The sequence below is a fragment of the Arthrobacter senegalensis genome (assembly GCF_059091765.1).
Map to the genome: position 1 here is coordinate 456,801 of NZ_JBNHGZ010000003.1, position 21,253 is coordinate 478,053.

The 21,253-nt window shown below is 69.7% G+C and carries 19 protein-coding genes; 1 reads left to right on the forward strand and 18 read right to left on the reverse strand.

From position 1 onward, the window contains the following. The first annotated feature begins 388 nt into the window (after window positions 1-388). Window positions 389-1,984: an HNH endonuclease gene (locus tag AC5RVG_RS12270; protein WP_494014040.1), complete on the forward strand. Its 1,596-nt coding sequence runs from the start codon at window positions 389-391 to the stop codon at window positions 1,982-1,984. Here the strand turns inward: AC5RVG_RS12270 and AC5RVG_RS12275 are convergent. The 18 genes from AC5RVG_RS12275 to aroC form a co-directional block, all read right to left on the reverse strand. Continuing rightward, complete coding sequence (locus tag AC5RVG_RS12275; protein WP_494014041.1) at window positions 1,866-4,001, reverse strand: primosomal protein N'; 2,136 nt, start codon at window positions 3,999-4,001, stop codon at window positions 1,866-1,868. The two genes, AC5RVG_RS12270 and AC5RVG_RS12275, sit on opposite strands and share 119 nt — an antisense overlap. Window positions 4,002-4,006: 5 nt before the next feature. Continuing rightward, window positions 4,007-5,212, reverse strand: a complete 1,206-nt coding sequence (gene metK / locus AC5RVG_RS12280) for a methionine adenosyltransferase (RefSeq protein ID WP_493999792.1) — start codon at window positions 5,210-5,212, stop codon at window positions 4,007-4,009. A 157-nt stretch (window positions 5,213-5,369) separates the two neighbouring features. Then, the gene (locus tag AC5RVG_RS12285; protein WP_494014042.1) at window positions 5,370-6,650 is read right to left on the reverse strand and encodes a bifunctional phosphopantothenoylcysteine decarboxylase/phosphopantothenate synthase; all 1,281 of its coding nucleotides are present in this window, start codon (window positions 6,648-6,650) and stop codon (window positions 5,370-5,372) included. Window positions 6,651-6,674: 24 nt separating this feature from the next. Continuing rightward, window positions 6,675-6,938, reverse strand: coding sequence for a DNA-directed RNA polymerase subunit omega (gene rpoZ / locus AC5RVG_RS12290; RefSeq protein ID WP_493999794.1), 264 nt, complete (start codon window positions 6,936-6,938; stop codon window positions 6,675-6,677). Window positions 6,939-6,980: 42 nt separating this feature from the next. Further along, the gene (gmk, locus tag AC5RVG_RS12295; RefSeq protein WP_493999795.1) at window positions 6,981-7,553 is read right to left on the reverse strand and encodes a guanylate kinase; all 573 of its coding nucleotides are present in this window, start codon (window positions 7,551-7,553) and stop codon (window positions 6,981-6,983) included. Between the two features lie 12 nt (window positions 7,554-7,565). Then, on the reverse strand, window positions 7,566-7,883 hold the full coding sequence (gene mihF, locus AC5RVG_RS12300; protein WP_493999796.1) for an integration host factor, actinobacterial type: 318 nt from the start codon (window positions 7,881-7,883) through the stop codon (window positions 7,566-7,568). A 172-nt stretch (window positions 7,884-8,055) separates the two neighbouring features. After that, complete coding sequence (gene pyrF / locus AC5RVG_RS12305; RefSeq protein ID WP_494014043.1) at window positions 8,056-8,931, reverse strand: orotidine-5'-phosphate decarboxylase; 876 nt, start codon at window positions 8,929-8,931, stop codon at window positions 8,056-8,058. Beyond that, window positions 8,924-12,223 carry a carbamoyl-phosphate synthase large subunit gene (gene carB / locus AC5RVG_RS12310; RefSeq protein WP_494014044.1) on the reverse strand — a complete coding sequence of 1,100 codons (3,300 nt, stop codon included), beginning with the start codon at window positions 12,221-12,223 and terminating at the stop codon, window positions 8,924-8,926. The genes pyrF and carB overlap by 8 nt, the downstream gene beginning before the upstream one ends. Continuing rightward, window positions 12,223-13,428 carry a glutamine-hydrolyzing carbamoyl-phosphate synthase small subunit gene (gene carA / locus AC5RVG_RS12315; RefSeq protein WP_494014045.1) on the reverse strand — a complete coding sequence of 402 codons (1,206 nt, stop codon included), beginning with the start codon at window positions 13,426-13,428 and terminating at the stop codon, window positions 12,223-12,225. Before carA ends, carB begins: the two co-directional genes overlap by 1 nt. An 8-nt stretch (window positions 13,429-13,436) precedes the next feature. After that, window positions 13,437-13,937, reverse strand: a complete 501-nt coding sequence (locus AC5RVG_RS12320; protein WP_494014046.1) for a PH-like domain-containing protein — start codon at window positions 13,935-13,937, stop codon at window positions 13,437-13,439. Between the two features lies 1 nt (window position 13,938). Then, a complete protein-coding gene (locus AC5RVG_RS12325; RefSeq protein WP_494014047.1) occupies window positions 13,939-15,267 on the reverse strand; it encodes a dihydroorotase in 1,329 nt (442 codons plus the stop codon). Next, on the reverse strand, window positions 15,264-16,268 hold the full coding sequence (locus tag AC5RVG_RS12330; protein WP_494014048.1) for an aspartate carbamoyltransferase catalytic subunit: 1,005 nt from the start codon (window positions 16,266-16,268) through the stop codon (window positions 15,264-15,266). Before AC5RVG_RS12330 ends, AC5RVG_RS12325 begins: the two co-directional genes overlap by 4 nt. Further along, a complete protein-coding gene (pyrR, locus tag AC5RVG_RS12335) occupies window positions 16,265-16,858 on the reverse strand; it encodes a bifunctional pyr operon transcriptional regulator/uracil phosphoribosyltransferase PyrR (RefSeq protein ID WP_494014049.1) in 594 nt (197 codons plus the stop codon). Before pyrR ends, AC5RVG_RS12330 begins: the two co-directional genes overlap by 4 nt. A 229-nt stretch (window positions 16,859-17,087) precedes the next feature. Further along, entirely contained in the window at window positions 17,088-17,507 is a 420-nt protein-coding gene (gene nusB / locus AC5RVG_RS12340; protein WP_493999804.1) for a transcription antitermination factor NusB, read from the reverse strand. Continuing rightward, the gene (efp, locus tag AC5RVG_RS12345) at window positions 17,507-18,070 is read right to left on the reverse strand and encodes an elongation factor P (protein WP_493977527.1); all 564 of its coding nucleotides are present in this window, start codon (window positions 18,068-18,070) and stop codon (window positions 17,507-17,509) included. The genes nusB and efp overlap by 1 nt, the downstream gene beginning before the upstream one ends. A 341-nt stretch (window positions 18,071-18,411) precedes the next feature. Then, window positions 18,412-19,509 carry a 3-dehydroquinate synthase gene (aroB, locus tag AC5RVG_RS12350; RefSeq protein WP_494014050.1) on the reverse strand — a complete coding sequence of 366 codons (1,098 nt, stop codon included), beginning with the start codon at window positions 19,507-19,509 and terminating at the stop codon, window positions 18,412-18,414. After that, the gene (locus AC5RVG_RS12355) at window positions 19,506-20,048 is read right to left on the reverse strand and encodes a shikimate kinase (protein ID WP_493999806.1); all 543 of its coding nucleotides are present in this window, start codon (window positions 20,046-20,048) and stop codon (window positions 19,506-19,508) included. The genes aroB and AC5RVG_RS12355 overlap by 4 nt, the downstream gene beginning before the upstream one ends. Further along, window positions 20,048-21,247, reverse strand: coding sequence for a chorismate synthase (gene aroC, locus AC5RVG_RS12360; RefSeq protein WP_493999807.1), 1,200 nt, complete (start codon window positions 21,245-21,247; stop codon window positions 20,048-20,050). The genes AC5RVG_RS12355 and aroC overlap by 1 nt, the downstream gene beginning before the upstream one ends. Window positions 21,248-21,253: the final 6 nt, after the last annotated feature.

Below are 21,253 nucleotides of genomic sequence, written 5' to 3' on the forward strand. Positions count from 1 at the left end.
CCGAAACTGTCAGTGGCGGCGCATAGTCTGTTTTCAGTAGCAGTTCAGCACCATCGTTGGCCGCCGGGCAGTGTGTTTGCCGGTGGCGTCTGCGGATCCGTTCAGGGTTCGTGACCGCTCGTAGTCGAGGCCATGCAGTAAGCATGCTGAAGATTGAGACGCTCAGATGTTTGACCCGGCCGTACCCGAACCTCCCGCCGCAGCAGCGCTTGCCCCAAGATCGTCTGTCGCAGCGCCAGGCGCCGCAGCATCACCCCTCACCGCACCGCGCGCCGCAGCCTCGCCCGCCCCAGCCTCGCCTGCCGCAGCATCACCCCTCACCGCATCGCCCGCCGCAGCCTCGCCTGTCACAGCCCCGCTCGCCGCAGTATCGTCTGCAGGCGGCGGTTTGTTGCTGGACGCCTGCCCGGCCTCGGCACCGCTGGATTCTGCCGCTGTTCGCGCTGCTGCCGCTGCCCTCGAGGGCATCGACGTGGGTGCGTCGGAGCGGGAACTGGTGGAAGAGCTGACGGCGCTGGAGGGTTTGAAGGCTGCCGCCGCGGCCGCGCAGGCCAGGGTGCAGGTCGCGCTGGAGGAATCGGTGCGTGCCCGCCGTGCCGCCGCCGGGATCCCGAAAGACCGGCAGGGCGCCGGGGTGGCCGCCCAGATCGGGTTGGCCCGGCGCGAGTCCCCGCACCGGGCCGCGGTCCTGCTGAACCTCTCCCGGACCCTGGTCACACAGATGCCGCACACCCTGGCCGCCCTCGCCGCGGGGGACCTGAACGAATACCGGGCCGAGATCCTGGCCCAGGAGACCGGCTGCCTGTCCCCGGAGCACCGGGCCCGGGTGGACCGGGAACTGGCCGGGAACCGGGACCGGCTGCACGGGCTCGGGAACCGGGCGCTGCGGGCCGAAGCCAAACGCCTCGCCTACCGGCTCGATCCCCGCTCGGTGGTGGAGCGGGCGGCGAAGGCCGAAGCGGACCGGCACGTGTCCTCCCGGCCCGAGCCCGACACGATGGTCTCGGTCCGGACCCTGCTGCCGGTCGTCCAGGGGGTGGCGGTGATGGCCGCCCTGCACAAGGAAGCGGACCGGCTGCGCAGCACGGGAGACCCCCGGTCGCGGGGCCAGATGATGGCCGATACCGTGTTCGAACGCGTCACCGGCCGCAGCACCGCCGACCCGGCCCGGCTGGAAATCCAGTTGGTGATGACCGACCGCGCCCTGCTGCGGGGTGAGGCCGAGCCGGTTTGGCTGACCGGGCACGGCATCGTCCCGGCCGGTTACGCCCGCAACCTCACCCGCCCGCCGCAACCGCCGGCACCGGCGCCAGCACTGGCAGCAACCGGCGGCAGCCCGCGGGGCGGGGCCGGGCAGAAGGCGCCGCCGGCCGGGACCGAACCGGGCTGGAAGACCGCCCGCGAGCAGGCCCAACGCACCAAGGTATTGAAACAGGCCAGCGTGGAGGACGTCTGGGTCCGCCGCCTTTACACCGCGCCGGGGACCGGGCAGCTGTTGGGGATGGACTCGGCCGCACGGAGATTCCCGGACGGGATGCGCCGGATGATTCACGCCCGCGACGCGGTCTGCGCCAGGCCCTGGTGCGACGCCCCGATCCGGCACATCGACCACATCGTGCCTTGGACGCAAGGCGGCGAAACGACGATGGCCAACGGCCAGGGGCTGTGCGAACAATGCAACCTGTCAAAGGAAGCCGAAGGCTGGTCCAGCCGCACCCTTGACGGACCGCACCACACGGTGGAAACCACCACACCCACCGGCCACACCTACACCTCCACCCCGCCACCACTACCAGGCACCCCGCCGGCGGAAACAAAAGCAGCCCCTGCTCCCGCGCCCGGCGCCGGACCGTGCGTGCGGAAGGTTACAGCAGGTCGGTCCCGTCGCAGCGCACCTGCACCGGGTCGGGGACCCGCTTGGCGGACAGCGCGGCCTTGCGGTGACGAAGCGCGGCAGTCACGCGGGGTCCGTCCTGATAGCTGAAGAACAGCAGCAGGCGGTGGTCACTGCTCTCCCCCGATCGGGCCGGAAGCTCAACGGGCCCTACGCTTCGAAGGCTGCCGCTGAGCTCAAAGTCCGCCATGAAGGCTTCAATGCCTGAGGGTTTCCCGGTCAGCGCGGCGATCCTGACGGCTGGGGGAAGCTGAAGCTCACGCCTCAACTGAATTTCCCGGGCTGCGGCGCCGGCTGGGTCCCACCGAACCAACGGCGCCACAACCGCGTCTTGGTCGGCGGTGACTACCACCAGCCCCCCTTCGGACGACGGCTGCACCAACGACGCGGCGCGGAACCACCGGCGCAGCACGTCTTCGGGGGTGCGCAGAGACTCGCGGCTGAGCATGGCGTTGCCATCCAGCAGCAACGCCGCGGCGTACCCATCGGGCGCCACCGGCTCGGCTCCCGGTGTTGCGACCACCAGGGCTTTACTTGACTCGACCACGGACTTGATGTGTTCCCCCGAGGAAGACACGACCGTCGCCCCTGGGAACGCACGTCCCAGTTCTTCCGCCGTGCGCAGGGCGCCGACCGCAGAGGCCCGGAGCCTGTGGGACCCGCATTCGGGGCAGGAGTAGTTCGTGGCCAATCGGCCGCACCACCGGCACGCCGGCGCCGCGGACCGGCCCGGCTGCGCTAGAGGCCCATTACAGTCGGTGCATCTGGCAGGCGTGCGGCAGTCCTGGCAGGCAAGGGCAGGTGAAAAGCCGGTCCGCGCCACCTGGACCAGCACCGGGCCGCGCTCCAGGCCTTCCTTGGCGGCGAGCCACGCGGCATGCGGCAGGCGGGCATGGCGCAGCATGGGATCGCGTTCCTGTTGGAACGAATCCGCCGTGTTGAGGATCCGCGGGGTCGCCTGGCGCACGAACGGCCGGGCAGGTGTGAGCGCCGACGCCCAGCCGCTCTCAACCAGGCGCTGTGTTTCGCCGCTGCGCGAGACACCGGCGAAAAGGGCCGCGCAACCGGCCTGTGCCGTGCGCAGCAACAACACCTCGCGCGCATGCTGGTACGGGGAACGCTGCTCCAGCAACAGGTCGTCGCCGTCGTCCCACATGGCTACCAGTCCCAGATCCTGCACCGGAGCGAAGGCGGCCGAGCGCGTCCCCACGGCCACCGAGACCTCACCATGCAGCAACCGCAGGTAGTTCCGGTAGCGGGGCGTCGGCCCATCCTCGGCAGTCAGGCGGACATACTGGTCCGCGCCGAGGACGCGCTCCAGTTCGGCTTCCAGCCGTGCCAGGTCCTTGGCGTCCGGGACGACGACGACGGCGCCGCGGCCGCTCTGCCGTACGCTCGCCACGGCGTGGGCTACCTGGGCCGTCCACGAAGCAGGGCCGTAGGACTTGTGGCTGGCCAACACGGCACGCGGGGCCGCACCCGACGCCAGCCGGGCCAGAAACTCGCCGGCGCCGTCATAACCGGCGAAGGCTCGCTCTGCGCCATCCGCGACCGGCACGGTAGCCGGAGGCGCGGCGGTAGTAGGAGGTGCCGGGTCAGCCGAAAGTGCCGGGCCGGCCGAAGGCCCGGTGCTAGCCGGAGGTGCCGGGTCAGCCGACTGGCCCGCCTCCCGGGCGGCGAATTCCTTATCCACCTTGGCGACGCGCGGCGGGATGGCGGCGCGCAGTACGTCGCTGACATTCCCTGCGTAGCGCTCGGCCACGGACGTGGCCAGCCGGAGCAGCTCCTCGGTCAGCACCGGCTGCGCGGAAACCACCTTGGCCAAGGGCGCCAGCTTGACCCCTTCCGGCACCTCCGACGTGCGGCGGGTGATGTACCCGCTCATTTCCTGGCCGCCGAAACGAGCCTTGACCCGCGCGCCGGGAACAGCGTCGTCGTCCAAATTCTCCGGCACGAGATAGTCGAAGATCCGGTCCAGATGTGGCAGCGACGTTTCGATCAGCACCTGCGCCACCGGGTCGTTCGCCGCCGCCGGCGAGGTACCCGGCGCCTGCTTGGGGGCACCGAAGCCCTGCAGCAGGCTCAGCTGGTGCGGATCAGAGCCCATCAGGCTCAGGCGTTGAAGTAGCTGCGCAGCGCGTCGGCCCGGTCGGTTCGCTCCCACGTGAAGTCGGGATGTTCGCGGCCGAAATGGCCGTGCGCCGCGGTCTGCTTGTAGATGGGCCGCTTGAGCTGCAGGTCGTCGATGATGCCCAGCGGACGCAGGTCGAAGACTTCCTCGATCGCCTGGGCGATGCGCGCCGGGTCAACGGTCTCGGTTCCGAAGGTTTCGACGTAGATGCCGACCGGCCGCGCCATCCCGATGGCGTACGCGATCTGGATCTCGGCGCGCCGGGCCAGTCCCGCGGCGACCACGTTCTTGGCCACCCAGCGCATGGCATAGGCAGCGGAACGGTCAACCTTGGACGGATCCTTGCCGGAAAATGCGCCGCCGCCGTGACGGGCCATGCCGCCGTAGGTATCCACGATGATTTTGCGTCCGGTCAACCCGGCGTCGCCCACCGGCCCGCCGATCACGAAGTCGCCGCCCGGATTGAGGATGTAGCGCACGTTGGTGGCATCCAGGGAGCTGGCCGCAAGCACCGGCTCGATCACGCGCGAGGCGAGGTCAGCACGCAGGTGTTCGAGGTCCACGCCGCCTTCATGCTGGCTGGAAATCACGACCGAGTTAACCGACACCGGCTTGTCGCCGTCATAACCGATGGTCACCTGCGTCTTGCCGTCGGGCCGCAGATACGGAAGCGTCCCGTCCTTCCGCACCTCGGTCAGACGCTCGGACAGCCGGTGCGCGAGCCAGATCGGTGCGGGCATCAAGACGTCGGTCTCGTCGCTGGCATAGCCGAACATGATGCCCTGGTCACCGGCACCCTGGGCATCGCGCGCATCGATGCCGGTCCCCTCGCGGGTTTCGAACGAGTTAAAGACCCCGGAGGCAATCTCCGGCGACTGCTGCCCGATCGAAACCGACACGCCGCAACGCTCGCCGTCAAACCCCTTATCCGAGGAGTTGTACCCGATCTCCAGGATGGTGTCGCGGACAATCTGCGGGATCTCCACATAGCCCTTCGTGGTGACCTCACCGGCCACGTGTACCAGGCCGGTCGTCGTCAGCGTCTCTACGGCTACCCGCGACTCGGGATCCTCGCGCAGCAGCGCGTCGAGAATGGCGTCGGAAATCTGGTCACAGATCTTGTCCGGATGGCCTTCGGTCACGGACTCGGACGTGAAGAGCCGCAGATTGCTGTCAGAAGAAGTCACAGACATACCTTACTTGCTGGCGAGGACCGCCACGGAACGGTTGAGGCGGCCTCGAAAGGCCGGGTCATGGAGCGAAACGGTAGTACACAGGGGGTCACGGGCGGGCCGGTTCCCGCGGCCGGCCGGAAGCGCCCGCGCGCAGTGTCAGCGCGCAGTGTCAGCGGGAGAGTTCGGCGGTGATGCGCTCGACGACCACCGCGGCCGCGCTGTCTTTGCTGCCGCGGTGCGTCTGCGGTTCGACGCCGCTGCGCGCCAGCACCGTGATCTCGGTATCATCCTGCCCGAACACCAGGTCCCGGCCCACGCGGTTGAGCACCAGCAGGTCGCAGCCCTTTCGCTCGAGCTTGCTGCGCGCGTAGTCGAGCACGTCGCCGCGGTCGTCGCCGGTCTCCGCGGCGAAACCGATAATCAGCGGCACCTCGCCGGAGCCGCGCTGCTGCACGACCTCCACCAGGATGTCCGGATTCCGCACCAGCGTGATCACGGGGTCGTCGGCGTCGTCGCGCTTCTTGATCTTGGTGTCGGTCACTTCAGCCGGACGAAAATCCGCCACGGCGGCTGCCATGATGACGACGTCGGAGCGCGCCGCCGCTTCGAGCGTCGCCTCACGCAGGTCCAGGGCCGTTTCCACCGAGCTGGACTTGATCCCGTCCGGGATATCCACCTCAAGGTGGGCGGCGATCAGTTCAACCTCCGCTCCAGCGGCCGCAGCGGCGCGGGCCAGTGCCACGCCCTGCTTGCCGGAGGACCGGTTGCCCAGGAAGCGCACCGGGTCCAGCGGTTCGCGGGTACCGCCGGCGGTAACCAGGACCCGCTTGCCGGCCAGCGGACCGGGTTCCGGAGCCGCGAGGGCGGGGGCTGACGCATCCGCCGGCCAGCCGGCCTCCGCCGTCGTCCGCGGTTGCAAAGTCCCGTCTGCGAGGGCGGCGGTGATGAAGTCGTAGATGTCCGCCGGTTCGGGCAGCCGGCCGGGGCCGGTGTCCTTGCCAGTCAGGCGGCCGACCGCCGGTTCCATCACCGTGGTGCCGCGGGCCCGCAGCACAGCCACGTTCGCCGCGGTGGCCGGGTGCTGCCACATTTCGGTGTGCATGGCCGGCACAAAGACCACCGGCGCGGTGGCCACCAGCAGGGTGTTGGTGAGCAGGTCGCCGGCCAGGCCGGCGGCGGCGCGCGCCAACAGGTCCGCTGTGGCCGGGCATACCACCACGAGGTCGGCTTCCTGGCCGAGGCGGACGTGGTTGACCGACTCGACGGCATCGAACACGCTGTTGCTCACCGGGTTGCCGGAGAGGGCCTCCCAGGTGGCGCGGCCAACGAACTTCTCGGCAGCGTCGGTCGGGATCACCGTCACCTCGTGGCCGGCTTCCTTAAACAACCGAAGCAGGGATGCCGACTTGTAGGCGGCGATCCCGCCGCCTACGCCCAAAATGATCCGCATGCCTGCCCCGGTGTTAGACGCTGGTTACTCTGCAACCTTTTCGACGGGCTTGCTGACCAGCAGGCCCTCGTTGATTTCGCGCAGTGCGATGGACAGCGGCTTCTCGTTCAGCTTCGTATCCACCAGCGGGCCGACATACTCGAACAGGCCTTCGTGCAGCTGCGAGTAGTAGGCGTTAATCTGGCGGGCACGCTTGGCACCGTAAATCACCAGCGCGTACTTCGAATCCGTTGCTTCCAGCAGGGAGTCGATCGGCGGGTTGATGATGCCTTCGAGGTTGGTCGACACAAAATCTCCAATGGGTTCCGGGACGTGTTCTTCGGGGCCCGCTCAGCGCGGGTGCGGAACAAGTCCCATCAATGAAACGAGCTCGTCTGCCGCCCGCTTGACATCGTCATTCACGACGGTGAAATCGAACTCGGGCTCGGCAGCAAGTTCCAGTTTAGCGGTTTCCAGCCGGCGCTGCTGTTCCTCGGGTGTTTCCGTGCCGCGCCCCACCAGCCGGCGAACCATTTCCTCCCAGCTGGGCGGGGCCAGAAACACGAACGTGGCATCGGGCATGGACTGCTTGACCTGCCGGGCGCCCTGCAGGTCGATCTCCAAGAGCACGGACTTTCCGTCTGCCATGGCCTCTTCCACGGTGCGCCGCAGCGTTCCGTAGCGGTTCCGGCCGTGCACCAGGGCCCATTCCAGCATGTCGCCCGCCGCCACCAGGCGGTCGAACTCTTCGGGGCCGACGAAAAAGTAGTGGACGCCGTCCTGCTCGCCGGGCCGCGGTTCCCGGGTGGTGGCGGATACGGAAAGCCAGACGTCGGGGTAGTTGTCGCGGATATAGGTGGAAACGGTGCCCTTGCCGACGGCGGTGGGGCCGGCGAGAACGGTCAGGCGGGGTTTGTCGGACATATCTTCCATCTGTTACTGGGATTCCAAGTGGTCTATCAGGGCTCGCCGCTGGTGGATGCCGAGCCCGCGCAGCCGGCGGCTGGGCGCGATGCGGACCGCCTCCATAATGGCGGCGGCGCGGACCGGTCCGATGCCCGGCAACGATTCGAGCAGGTCGGCCACGCGCAGCCGGCCGACCGATTCCATCGACCCGGCCGCCTCGATTACCTCGGCGACGGTCATGGCGCCGGATTTCACTTTGGCCTTGATTTCCGCGCGCTCGACCCGGGCGGCCGTCGCTTTCAGCCGGGCGGTGGTGCGTTCGCTCTCCGTCAGCGGTCGAAGACCCACAGCTCCTCCAGACAATCCGGCCCGTCGGACAAGATGCCGGGCGGGCATATTGGGCATGAATTGAACTTACCAGAACGGCACCACCGCGGCTGAGGCCGCTGCCCGGCGCAGGAGGTGTGGACCGGGCAGCCTCGTGCCGGCCCGCACGAGGGCCGGCTGCCCGGCCGGCTGCTCAACCCGAGAGGCCCGCCAGGCCGGCCAAGGTGCGGTCCGCGGCGGCGCGCAAGCCGGCGGTGTCCGGGCCCGCCTGGAGGATGTCCCGGCTGGAGGTGGCCAGGACGTTCCCGACGGCGGAGCCGAAGGCCGCCGCGATGTCCGCCCCGGTGGCACCCTGGGCGCCCAGCCCCGGGGCCAGCAGCGGCCCGTTGACCGCGGCGAGGTCCAGCCCGAGCCGTTCCATCACCTCGGCACGGACCGTGGCGCCAACCACCAGGCCCACGGAGCCCAGCTCGCCGACGCGCCCGGCCTCGGCGTTGTCCGCCGCGGCCGCGTCCGCGATCCGGGCGGCCACGGACTCGGCGCCGCCGACGTGCTGCACGCTGGCGCCCTCCGGGTTGGAGGTCAGCGCGAGCACGAACACCCCGCGGCCGGTTGCCGACGCCAGGTCCAGCGCCGGCCGCAGCGATTCGTACCCAAGGTAGGGGCTGAGCGTCACGGCGTCGGCCGCCAGCGCCGAGCCGTCCCGCAGCCACGCGTCCGCGTAGGCGGCCATGGTGGAGCCGATGTCGCCGCGCTTCGCGTCGGCGATGGTCAGGGCACCGGCCTGGGCCGCGGCCGCCAGCAGCTTCTCCAGCACCGCCAGGCCGGCCGAACCATGCCGTTCATACAGGGCCACCTGGGGCTTGAGGGCGGCAGCCTGCTCCCCCACCGCGTCCAACACGGTGAGGGAGAAGCGTTCCAGCCCTCCGGCGTCGTCGTTCAGTCCCCAGGCGGAGAGCAGCGACGGGTGCGGGTCGATCCCCACGCACAGCGGCCCGCGGGCCTCCATCGCCGCCCGCAGCCGCTGCCCGAAGGCGGCGCGCTGCGACCGGGCGTGCGGCTCAGGCATGGAAGGCGGCCTTCAGGTTCTCCGCGTGCTCCTGCAGGCTGGTGACGTCCCACTCGTACTGGCGCATCGCTTCGATCGCCTGGATGGCGGCGCCGAACTCGGACACCGTGGTGATGATCGGCGTGCCCACCGATGTCGCCGCCGCGCGGATCTCGTAGCCGTCGCCGCGGGCCTGGCCGCCGGAGGGGGTGTTGAGCACGAGTCCGATCTGGCCTTCGGTGATCAGGTCGACGATGGTGCCCTCGCCGTCGTCGGACCGGCCCTCGGCGACCTTCCGCACCGTGGTGGACTGGATGCCGTTGCGGCGCAGCACCTCGGCCGTGCCGCCGGTGGAGAGGATCTCGAAGCCCAGGTCCACCAGCAGCTTGACCGGCATGATGATGGAGCGCTTGTCGCGGTTGGCCACCGAGACGAACACCTTGCCGGACGTGGGCAGGGCGCTGCCGGCCGCGGCCTGGCTCTTGGCGAACGCCGTGTCGAAGTACTTGTCGATGCCCATGACCTCGCCGGTGGAGCGCATTTCCGGCCCCAGCAGCGAGTCGACCACGGTGCCCTCCGGCGTGCGGAAGCGGCTGAACGGGAGCACCGCTTCCTTCACCGCCACCGGTGCCTCCAGCGGCAGCCGGGAACCGTCGCCGGTCTCGGGCAGCACCTTGTAGACGCTGCGCAGCATGTCGATGTCCACGCCGGTACCGATCAGCGCCGCGGCCTTGGCCAGCTGCACGCCGGTGGCCTTGGACACGAACGGGACGGTGCGGGAAGCGCGCGGGTTGGCCTCGATCACGTAGAGCACGTCGGCGGCCAGCGCGAACTGGATGTTGATCAGGCCGCGCACCCCCACGCCCTCGGCGATGGCGGCGGTGGCCTTGCGCACCCGGTCCAGCACGTCGGCGCCCAGGGTGATCGGCGGCAGCACGCAGGCGGAGTCGCCGGAGTGGATCCCGGCCTCCTCGATGTGTTCCATGATGCCGCCGACGTAGAGGTCCTTGCCGTCGTAGAGGGCGTCGACGTCGATCTCGATGGCGTCTTCCAGGAAGCGGTCCACCAGCACCGGATGGTCCGGCGTGATCTCGGTGGCGTTGGCGATGTAGCGCGACAGGTTGGCCTCGTCGTAGACGATCTCCATGCCGCGCCCGCCCAGCACGTACGACGGGCGGACCAGCACGGGGTAGCCGATCTCGTCGGCGATCTTCTTCGCTTCCTCGAAGGAAACCGCCGTGCCGTTCTTCGGGGCTACCAGCCCGGCCGAATCCAGCACCCGCTGGAAGGCGCCGCGGTGCTCGGCCAGGTCGATGGCCTCCGGCGAGGTGCCCAGGATCGGGATGCCGGCGTCCGCCAGTGCCTGCGCCAGCTTCAGCGGGGTCTGGCCGCCCAGCTGCACGAACACGCCGAGCACGCCGCCGGTGCGCTCCTCCGCCGCGATGACCTCCAGCACGTCCTCGAGCGTGAGCGGCTCGAAGTACAGGCGGTTGGAGATGTCGTAGTCGGTGGAGACGGTCTCCGGGTTGCAGTTGATCATGACCGTCTCGTGCCCGGCCTTGCGCAGCGCCATGGTGGCATGGACGCAGGAGTAGTCGAACTCGATGCCCTGGCCGATCCGGTTGGGGCCGGAACCGAGGATGATCACCGACGGCTTCGCGTGCAGCTCGACCTCGTCCTCCTCGTCGTAGGACGAGTAGTGGTACGGGGTGTAGGCGGCGAATTCGGCGGCGCAGGTGTCCACCGTCTTGAACACCGGACGGATGCCCAGCGCGTGACGGACCCCGCGGACCACTGCCTCGCTGGTGTGGCTGAGCTTGCCGATCTGTTCATCCGAGAAGCCGTGCCGCTTGGCCAGCCGCAGGATGTCCTCGGTCAGTGCCGGCGCCCGGCGGATTTCGGTGGCTACTTCGTTGATCAGCTGCAGCTGGTCCAGGAACCACGGGTCGATCGACGTGGCTTCGAAGACCTGCTCGACGGTGGCACCGCCGAGCAGCGCCCGCTGCACCATCGAGAGCCGCTCGGTGGACCCGACCCTGGACTTGGCCAGCAGTTCGGGCACGTCATAGTCGTTGACCGGGTCGAACTCGAGCTGCGACCCCTTCTGCTCCAGCGACCGCAGCGCCTTCTGCAGCGCCTCAGTGAAGTTGCGGCCGATGGCCATCGCCTCGCCGACGGACTTCATGGTGGTGGTCAGCGTCGGGTCGGCCGCCGGGAACTTCTCGAACGCGAAACGCGGAACCTTGACGACGACGTAGTCCAGCGTCGGTTCGAAGGCGGCCGGGGTCTGCTGGGTGATGTCGTTGGGGATCTCGTCCAGCGTGTACCCGAGCGACAGCTTGGTGGCGATCTTGGCGATCGCGAAACCGGTGGCCTTGGAGGCCAGCGCGGAGGACCGGGAGACGCGCGGGTTCATCTCGATCACCACGACGCGGCCAGTGTCCGGTTCGATGGCGAACTGGATGTTGCAGCCGCCGGTGTCGACGCCGACTTCGCGGATCACCGCGATGGAGATGTCGCGCAGCTTCTGGAACTCGCGGTCGGTCAGCGTCATGGCGGGGGCGACCGTGATGGAGTCGCCGGTGTGCACGCCCACCGGATCGAAGTTCTCGATCGAGCACACGACGACGACGTTGTCGTTCTTGTCGCGCATCATCTCGAGCTCGTATTCCTTCCAGCCCAGGATGCTCTCTTCGAGCAGCACCTCGCTGGTGGGGCTGTACTGGATGCCGGCCCCGGCGATCCGGCGCAGGTCGTCCGCGTTGTAGGCCATCCCGGAGCCGAGGCCGCCCATGGTGAAGGACGGGCGCACCACCATCGGGTAGCCCAGTTCCTCGGCCGCGGCGAAGGCCTCGTCCATCGAGTGCACGATCACGGACTTGGCGGACTCGGCGCCGCAGCGCTCCACCACACCCTTGAACTTCTCCCGGTCTTCGCCGAGTTCGATGGCGGCGATGTTGGCGCCGATCAGCTCCACGTTGTACTTGTCCAGCACGCCGTTCTTGTCCAGCGCGATCGCGGTGTTCAGGGCGGTCTGGCCGCCCAGCGTGGGCAGCACGGCGTCCGGGCGCTCCTTGGCGATGATCTTTTCGACCACCTCCGGGGTGATCGGCTCCACGTAGGTGGCGTCGGCGAACTCGGGGTCCGTCATGATCGTGGCGGGATTGGAGTTGACCAGGATGACCCGCAGGCCCTCCTCCTTCAGCACCCGCAGCGCCTGCGTGCCGGAATAGTCGAACTCGGCCGCCTGTCCGATCACGATGGGACCGGAACCGATGACCAGGACGGACTTCAGATCTTCTCTCTTGGGCATTACTTGCTTTCCTTCATGGTCTCGGAAGCGGTCCCGGTCTGGTTACGGCGGGAGTTCATCAGGTCGGTGAAGCGGTCGAACAGGGGCGCCGCATCGTGCGGTCCGGCGGCCGCCTCCGGGTGGTACTGGACGGAGAAGGCGGGGATGTCCAGGCAGTTCAGGCCCTCGACGACGTCGTCGTTGAGGCAGACGTGGCTGACTTCGACCCGGCCGAAGCGCTCCTCCGGGGCCAGGGTGGGCCCGTCCAGCGGAGCGTCGACGGCGAAGCCGTGGTTCTGCGAGGTGATTTCGACCTTTCCGGTGCTCCGGTCCATGACCGGCACGTTGATGCCGCGGTGGCCGTAGCGCAGCTTGTACGTGCCGAAGCCCAGGGCGCGGCCCAGGATCTGGTTGCCGAAGCAGATGCCGAAGAACGGCAGGCCGGCGTCGAGCACCTTGCGCAGCAGCAGCACCTGGCGGTCGGCCGTGGCGGGGTCGCCGGGCCCGTTGGACATGAACATGCCGTCGGGCGCGAGGGCCTGGATGTCGTCGAAGCTGGCGGTGGCGGGCAGCACGTGCACCCGGATCCCGCGCTCGGCGAACCGGACGGGGGTCATGGCCTTGATGCCCAGGTCGAGGGCGGTGACGGTGAACCGCGGCTCCCCGTCCCAGCCGTGGTCGGCCGGGTCTACGGTGTAGGCCTCGGTGACGCTGACCTCTTCGGCGAGCCGGGCGCCTTCCATCGCCGGCTGCGCGGTGACCTCGGCCAGCAGCTCAGCGGCGGGGCGGGCGGCCGCGTCGCCGGAGAAAATGCCGGCCTTCATGGCGCCGCGTTCGCGCAGGTGGCGGGTCAGGGCGCGGGTGTCCACTCCCTGGATGCCCACGATGCCCTGGTTGACCAGTTCGTCGTCCAAGCTGCGCTCGGAGCGCCAGTTGGAGGGACGGCGGGCCGGGTCGCGGACCACGTAGCCGGCCACCCAGATCTTGCGGGATTCCGCGTCGTCGTCGTTCACGCCGGTGTTGCCGATGTGGGGTGCGGTCTGCACCACCAGCTGGCGGGCGTAGGACGGATCGGTGATGGTCTCCTGGTAGCCGGTCATGCCGGTGGAAAAGACCGCCTCGCCCAGCGCGGTGCCCTGCGCGCCGTAGCTGCGGCCGCGGAAGGTCCGGCCGTCTTCGAGCACCAGCAGCGCCGGTGCGGAGAGGTAAGTTGTTTCTGCGCTCACGATAGGTCCTAGTCTTCCTGTACGGCGGGTAGGTATGTCTGCAGCTGCGCCAGCAGCGGGTGTTTGTCGGCGGCCTGCCGGGTGCGGAAGGCCGTGTCGACCTCGCGCTCCCCCAGCTTCCACGTGATCACGGCCAGGCCCTCGGACTCCACGAACTTGCCCACCATGCCGCTCTCGGTGCGGACGTCGGAGATGCTTCCGGCCGGAATGTAGAGGTCCGTGGAGCCGGGCCGCTCGATCAGCACGCCGTGCGGATAGGTCCGCAGCGCCGCCTTGGTCCGGATGCCGAGGCCGTGGACGGCGACCCGGTCCAGCCAGTCCCCCGCCGTCGTCGTGACCACGTACATGCCCTCGTAGTAGCCGGTCGGGTTGGCGGTGTCCGCCGGGACCTGCGGCAACGGTGCGATGTCCCGCTGCCGTTTGAGCCGGTTCCGCCAGCCGACGGCCAGCAGCACCATGAGCACGACGGCGACGGCGAGCATCACCAGGCCCGCTTGCATCTGGTTCATCTCAGGCCTCCCCTGCCGGGCGTGCCGGCGTGTTCAGGGCGCCGTCCAGCACCGTCGGGTGTCCGTTGAGGAAGGTGGCGACCACGCGGCCGGGCAGCTCCCGGCCGGCGAACGGCGAGTTCCTGCCCTTGGTGGCCATGACCGAGGGGTCCACCGTCCAGCGGGCCGCCGGGTCCACCAGGGTGATGTTGGCGGCCGATCCGGCGGCCAGCGGCTGGCCCTGGCCGGACAGCCGGCCGATCCGGGCCGGCATGGCGGAGGTAATCCGGGCGAAGTCGGCCCAGCCGATCAGGCCGGATTCGACCATGGTGTGCTGCACGACGGACAGCGCGGTTTCCAGCCCGGTCATGCCCATGGCCGCCTGCGCCCACTCGCACTCCTTCGCCTCCGAGGGGTGCGGCGCGTGGTCGGTGCCGATGACGTCGATGGTGCCGTCGGCCAGGCCGGCGCGCAGCGCCTGCACGTCCTCGTCGGTGCGCAGCGGCGGGTTGACCTTGTAGACCGGGTCGTAGCTGCGGACCAGTTCGTCGGTCAGCCACAGGTGGTGCGGCGTGACCTCGGCGGTGACCTTGATCCCGCGGGCCTTGGCCCAGCGGATGAGCTCCACCGATCCGGCCGTGGAGACGTGGCAGACGTGCAGGCGGGAGTCCACGTGCTGGGCCAGCAGCACGTCGCGGGCGATGATGCTCTCTTCCGCGACCGCCGGCCAACCGGTCATGCCCAGCACCGCCGAGACGGTTCCCTCGTTCATCTGCGCCCCGTCGGTCAGCCGCGGCTCCTGGGCGTGCTGCGCGATCACGCCGTCGAACGCCTTGACGTACTCCAGCGCGCGGCGCATCAGCACCGGGTCGGACACGCAGATCCCGTCGTCGGAAAAGACCCGGACACGGGCCCGGGAGTCGGCCATCGCGCCGAGCTCGGCGAGCCGTTCGCCGGCCAGGCCCACGGTCACGGCGCCCACCGGGCGGACATCGGCCCAGCCGGCGGTCCGGCCCAGCGTGTATACCTGCTCGACCACGCCGGCGGTGTCGGCCACCGGCGTCGAATTGGCCATCGCGTGCACGGCCGTGAAGCCGCCCAGGGCCGCGGCCCGGGTGCCGGTCTCCACCGTCTCCGCGTCCTCGCGGCCCGGCTCGCGCAGGTGTGTGTGCAGGTCCACCATGCCCGGCAGCGCGATCAGCCCGTCGGCATCGATGTCGACGGCGCCGGCCGCGCTCAGGCCGGTGCCCGCCTCCGCGATTCTCCCGCCGCGGAGCAGCAGGTCGGCACGCTCGCCGCCGGTCAGCGAAGCCCCGCGGATCAGGTAGGTGGTTTCGCTGGACTCGGTCACTTGGCCTCCTGGGTGGCGGTGGGAGCGGGGGCGGCGGATTCGGTGCCGCCGGAGAGCAACAGGTAGAGCGTGGCCATCCGCACGGCAACACCGTTGCGTACCTGGTCCAGCACGGTGGACCGCGGCGAGTCGGCGGCCGCCGAGGAAATTTCCAGCCCGCGGTTCATCGGGCCGGGGTGCATGATGATGGTGCCGGCGCGGCCGGAGGCGTCCAGCGCTGCTAGGCGGCGGTCGTCGAATCCCCAGCGGCGCGAATACTCCTGGGTGGACGGGAAGTAGGCGGCGTTCATCCGCTCCCCCTGCACGCGCAGCATCATGACCGCGTCGGTGCCCTCGGCCAGCGTGGCGTCCAGGTCGTAGCTGATCGTGCACGGCCACTGGCGGCTGCCCACCGGCAGCAGCGTCGGCGGGGCGACCATGGTGACCTCGGCGCCGAGGGTGCGCAGCAGCCACAGGTTGGAGCGTGCCACCCGGGAGTGCAGGATGTCCCCGACGATGGCCACCTTCATGCCGGCCAGGTCGCTCCCGGCCGAGGCGGTGCCCGTGAGCCTGGCCCAGGTGCGCCGCAGCGTGAACGCGTCCAGCAGCGCCTGGGTGGGGTGTTCGTGGGTGCCGTCGCCGGCGTTCACCACGGCGGCGTCGATCCAGCCCGAGCCGGCCAGCCGGGCCGGCGCCCCGGAGGCCCAATGCCGGATGACGACGGCGTCCGCGCCCATCGCCTCCAGCGTCTGGGCGGTGTCCTTGAGCGATTCGCCCTTGGAGACCGAGGATCCCTTGGCCGCGAAGTTGATGACGTCGGCCGAGAGCCGCTTGGCGGCGGCCTCGAAGGAAATGCGGGTGCGGGTGGAGTCCTCGAAGAAGAGGTTGACCACGGTGCGGCCGCGCAGCACGGGCAGTTTCTTGACCTCGCGCTGGGAGACCGCGGACATCTCCTCGGCAGTGTCGAGGATCTGCACCGCGTCCTGCTTGGCCAGGTCCGCGGTGGAGAGCAGGTGTTTCATGCGCTGACGTCCTCGATCACTACTTCGTCGGCCGCCGGTGCGCCGTTGTTGGTGTCGGTCTCGGCCAGCCGGACCCGGACCTTCTCCTTGGAGGAGGTGGGAAGGTTTTTGCCGACGTGGTCGGCGCGGATCGGCAGCTCGCGGTGCCCGCGGTCCACCAGCACGGCCAGCCGCACGATCCGTGGCCGGCCCAGATCCACCAGGGCGTCCAGCGCGGCGCGGATGGTGCGCCCGGAATAGAGCACGTCGTCGACCAGCACCACGACCTTGTCGTCGATGCCGTCGGTCGGCAGCTGGGTGGGCAGCGGCGAACGCGTGGGATGCCGGCGCAGGTCGTCGCGGAACATGGTCACGTCGAGCTGGCCGATGATCTTGTCGGCGGCGACCGAGGGGTCGGCGGCGGCGATCTTGGCGGCCAGCCGCCGGGCCAACGGGTAACCGCGGCGCGGGATGCCCAGCAGGACCAGGTCCTGGGAGCCTTTGTTCGCCTCGAGGATCTCGTGGGCAATACGGGTCAATGCGCGGTTGATGTCCGCTTCGGCAAGTACAACGCGCGACGATGCCGGCTGCGCCGGGTGGTCCGTGTTCATCTGTTGCCGCCTCCTTCCCCGCCTCACTGGACGGAATTTAAAGGTTGCTTGCGCCCTCAAAATTACCATGCCCGCCTCCGCTCCTGCCGTTCGTGACGGCTGTGCGACGGCGATGCGCCGACGATGTGCGCAAGCTCACCTGCGCGCTGCGGGGGTGAACGCGGCGACGGCGGGTGCCCGGAATGCGGGCACCCGCCGTCGCGCGTGGGGATGGTGGCTGCGGGCCGGGTCAGGCCAGGAGCGTGGGCTTGAGCTGCTGCAGCCGGCCCAGCAGTCCGTTGACGAAGGACGGCGACTCGTCGGTCGAGAGCGTTTTGGCCAGCTCGACGGCCTCGCTGACCGCGACGCCGTCGGGGACGTCGTCGTTGTAGAGCAGTTCCCAGGAGCCGACCCGCAGGATGATCCGGTCCACCGCGGGCATCCGTTCCAGCGTCCAGCCCTGGGCGTAGGTGGCCAGGAACTCGTCGATGGTGGGCTGCAGGGCGGCGACCCCCTCCACGATCTGGGCGGTATAGGGGTTGATCACCTGGTCGGTGTTGCCGCGGCCGGCCAGCGCATCGGCCGGGGACACGCCGCGCTGTTCGGCTTCAAAGAGGACGTCGACGGCCCTGCGGCGGGCTTTGCCGCGGGCAGAAGTGGGAGCACTCACTAGTCGTTGACTCGTCCCAGGTAGTCGCCGGTGCGGGTGTCGACCTTGACCTTGGTGCCGGTCTCCAGGAACAGCGGAACCTGGATCTGGTAGCCGGTTTCCACGGTGGCGGGCTTGGTGCCGCCGGTGGAACGGTCGCCCTGCAGGCCGGGCTCGGTGTAGGTGATCTCCATGACCACGGAGGCGGGCAGCTCGATGTAGAGCGGGATGCCGTCGTGCATGGCGATGTTGACCTTGATGTTTTCCAGCAGGAAGTTCTCGTCGTCGCCGACTACCGGGCCGGGAACGGTGACCTGGTCGTAGTCCTGCACGTCCATGAAGACGAAGTCGTCGCCGTCCTTGTACAGGTAGGTGTAATCGCGGCGGTCAACCGTGGCGGTCTCGATCTTCAGGCCGGCGTTGAACGTCTTGTCCTGGATCTTGCCGCTGACGACATTCTTGATCTTGGTGCGCACGAACGCGCCGCCCTTGCCCGGCTTCACGTGCTGGAACTCAATGACGTTCCACAGCTGGCCGTCCAGCTTCAGCACGGTGCCGTTCTTGATGTCGTTGGTCGTGGCCACAGTTTCACTTTCGTCGATGATGGCGGGCCGCGGGCGGAAAGTCCGCCCGGCCCGGAGCGAAGTCCAGCAGACATTCTACCTGCTGGCGGGTTGCCGCCCGAAGACGGGGCCTGCGGACGGGCTGGCCGCGCCTTGGCCCCGAGCGGCCCTGGCGGCCGGCAACGCCAGCCGCTGCCGCGGACAGGGTGCGCGGTTGCGTCCCACGTTTGGCCCTAACTGCCCACGTCTTGGCAGCGTAAAGGGCCCTGACGTGCGGCGATGTCCGCGCCCGCCTGCCAAACGTGGGAGCGGATCCACGGCGCGCGGGACCCCTGCGCCACCTCCGGCGCCGGCGTCCGGGGCTACTCGGCGATCTCCTGGTAGGCGGCGAACAGCAGCGAGGTGTCCGGCACGTCCAGGATCCCGGGCTTGGCCAGGCCGTCGAGCACCACGAACCGCAGCAGGTCGCCGCGGGCCTTCTTGTCCCGCTTCATCCCGTCCAGCAGCGCGGCCCAGCGGTCGCGGCGGTACGTCACGGGCAGCCCGAGCGACGTCAGGATCGCCTGGTGCCGGTCGGCGGTGGCGTCGTCCAGCCGGCCCACCATCCGGGACAGCTCGGCGGCAAAGGCCAGGCCGATCGAGACGGCCGCGCCGTGGCGCATCTGGTAGCGCTCGGCCAGCTCGATCGCGTGGCCGAGGGTGTGTCCGTAATTCAGGAACTCCCGGCGGCCGGACTCGCGCAGGTCGGAGGAGACGATCCCGGCCTTGACCCGGATGGACCGCTCGATGATCTCGCGCAGCTGCGGCGTGCCGGCGGTGCTGGCGGCCTTGGGGTCGGCCTCGATCACCTCCAGGATGGCCGGGTCGGCGATGAAGCCGCACTTGACGGCCTCGGCCAGGCCGGTGACCAGTTCGTTGGGCGGCAGTGTCTGCAGCGCGTCCAAGTCCGCCAGCACCGCGGCCGGCGGGTGGAACGCGCCGACCAGGTTCTTGCCCTCGGCGGTGTTGATGCCGGTCTTGCCGCCCACCGCGGCGTCGACCATGCCCAGCAGGCTGGTGGGGATGTGCACCACCTTGACGCCGCGCAGCCAGGTGGCGGCCACGAAGCCGGCCACGTCGGTGACCGCCCCGCCGCCCACGGCCACGATGGCGTCCGAGCGGGTGAAGTCGTTCTGTCCCAGCACCTGCCAGCAGAACGAGGCCACCTGGATGTGCTTGCCCTCCTCGGCGTCCGGAATTTCGGCGGTCAGCGCCTCCAGCCCGTTGGCGGCCAGGTCCTCGCGCACCGCGTCGCCGGTGGCACGCAGCGCGCGCGGGTGGATCACCAGGACCTTGCGGACCCGCTCCCCCAGCACCTGCGGCAGGCGGCCCAGCAGCGCGTGGCCGACGACGACGTCGTACGCCTCCTGGGGCGTGGTCCCGGTGACCGGGATGGTGGTTGCCTCGGCGGTGTTGCTCACTGTTCGTGCCTTTCATCAAGCAGTTGTCTCAGTTCGGCCAGCAGTTGCTGCTGTGATTTGCCGCGGGTGTCCAGCACCAGGTCCGCCAGCCGCTCGTAGACCGGCCGGCGTTGCCCGAAGGTCTCGATCCAGCGGCCCACGGGGTCGCCGGCCAGCAGCGGCCGGCCGGTGTCCTTTATGATGCGCGGCCGCACGGTATCCACGTCGATGTCCAGGAAAACCACGGTGCAGTCGGCCAGCAGTTGCTGGGTGCCGGTGTCCAGGATGGCGCCGCCGCCCAGCGAGACCACGGCGGGCGGCCGGCCGGCGGCGAGCAGTGCGGCCACTTCGCGGGCCTCGAGCTCGCGGAAGGCGTGCTCGCCCATCGAGGCGAAGATCGCGGTGATCGGACCGTGGCGTTCGACGAGCCGCTTGTCGCTGTCGGCGAAGGCGAGGCCGTGCCGGCTGGCGAACTGGCTGCCCAGCGTCGACTTGCCGGACGCCATCGGGCCGATCAGGACCAGGTGGCGCCGCAGCTTGAGCGGCTGCCCGGCTGCCATTAGCGGCCGATCGAATCCAGCGACTCCGGGATCGCCGCCAGATAGGACCGGAGGTTGCGTGCCGTCTCGCTCACGGAGTCGCCGCCGAACTTCTCGGTCACGGCCTCGGCGAGTACCAGGGCCACCATCGCTTCGGCGACAACGCCGGACGCCGGCACCGCGCAGACGTCCGAACGCTGGTGGTGGGCCTTGGCGGGCTCCCCGGTGGTGACGTCGATGGTGGACAGCGCGCGCGGCACCGTGGCGATCGGTTTCATGGCCGCCCGGACGCGCAGGGTCTCCCCGATGCTCATGCCGCCCTCGATACCGCCGGCCCGGTTGCTGGCCCGCACGATGGTGCCGTCTTCGTCGCGGACGATCTCGTCATGGGCTTCCGATCCGCGGCGGGCGGCGGTGAGAAAGCCGTCGCCGACCTCCACGCCCTTGATGGCCTGGATTCCCATCAAGGCGGCGGCCAGGCGGGCGTCCAGCCGGCGGTCCCAGTGCACGTAGCTGCCCAGTCCCGGCGGCAGGCCGTAGGCCAGCACCTCGACCACGCCGCCCAGGGTTTCGCCGTCCTTGTGCGCCTGGTCCACTTCCAGCACCATGGCCTCGGACGTCTCGGCGTCGAAGCAGCGCAGCGGATCTTCGTCCAGTGCCAGGACATCGCCCGGCCCTGGAAGCGGGCAGCCTTCGGGCACGGAGACCCGGCCCACCGCGGTGGTGTGGCTGACCAGCCGGATGCCCAGCGCGGCGAGGAACTTCGCGGCCACGGTACCCAGGGCCACGCGGGCCGCGGTCTCCCGGGCGCTGGCCCGTTCCAGCACGGGGCGGGCTTCGTCGAAGCCGTACTTCTGCATGCCCGTGAAGTCGGCATGGCCCGGCCGGGGCCGGGTGAGCGGGGCGTTGCGGGCCAGGTCCGCCAGGGCCGCCGGATCCACCGGATCGGCGGACATGACGGTTTCCCACTTGGGCCATTCGGTGTTGGCAACCTCGATGGCCACCGGGCCGCCCTGGGTCAGGCCGTGGCGGACGCCGCCCACCAGGGTGACCTGGTCCTTTTCGAACTTCATCCGGGCGCCGCGGCCGTAGCCGAGACGCCGCCGGGCCAGGGCATCCTGGACCTCGGCCGCGGTCAGTTCGACGCCGGCAGGGACGCCTTCAATAATGCCCACCAGGGCCGGACCATGGGATTCACCGGCGGTTAACCAACGCAACATGGTTTC

Excerpts from the sequence above, each read along its gene's own strand:
- AC5RVG_RS12320 (WP_494014046.1), bottom strand. The coding sequence starts at position 13,937 with ATGAACCAGATGCAAGCGGGCCTGGTGATGCTCGCCGTCGCCGTCGTG.
- pyrF (WP_494014043.1), bottom strand. The coding sequence starts at position 8,931 with ATGCCTGAGCCGCACGCCCGGTCGCAGCGCGCCGCCTTCGGGCAGCGG.
- aroC (WP_493999807.1), bottom strand. The coding sequence starts at position 21,247 with ATGTTGCGTTGGTTAACCGCCGGTGAATCCCATGGTCCGGCCCTGGTG.
- AC5RVG_RS12355 (WP_493999806.1), bottom strand. The coding sequence starts at position 20,048 with ATGGCAGCCGGGCAGCCGCTCAAGCTGCGGCGCCACCTGGTCCTGATC.
- pyrR (WP_494014049.1), bottom strand. The coding sequence starts at position 16,858 with ATGAACACGGACCACCCGGCGCAGCCGGCATCGTCGCGCGTTGTACTT.
- gmk (WP_493999795.1), bottom strand. The coding sequence starts at position 7,553 with ATGTCCGACAAACCCCGCCTGACCGTTCTCGCCGGCCCCACCGCCGTC.
- AC5RVG_RS12275 (WP_494014041.1), bottom strand. The coding sequence starts at position 4,001 with ATGGGCTCTGATCCGCACCAGCTGAGCCTGCTGCAGGGCTTCGGTGCC.
- AC5RVG_RS12285 (WP_494014042.1), bottom strand. The coding sequence starts at position 6,650 with ATGCGGATCATTTTGGGCGTAGGCGGCGGGATCGCCGCCTACAAGTCG.
- carB (WP_494014044.1), bottom strand. The coding sequence starts at position 12,223 with ATGCCCAAGAGAGAAGATCTGAAGTCCGTCCTGGTCATCGGTTCCGGT.
- AC5RVG_RS12330 (WP_494014048.1), bottom strand. The coding sequence starts at position 16,268 with ATGAAACACCTGCTCTCCACCGCGGACCTGGCCAAGCAGGACGCGGTG.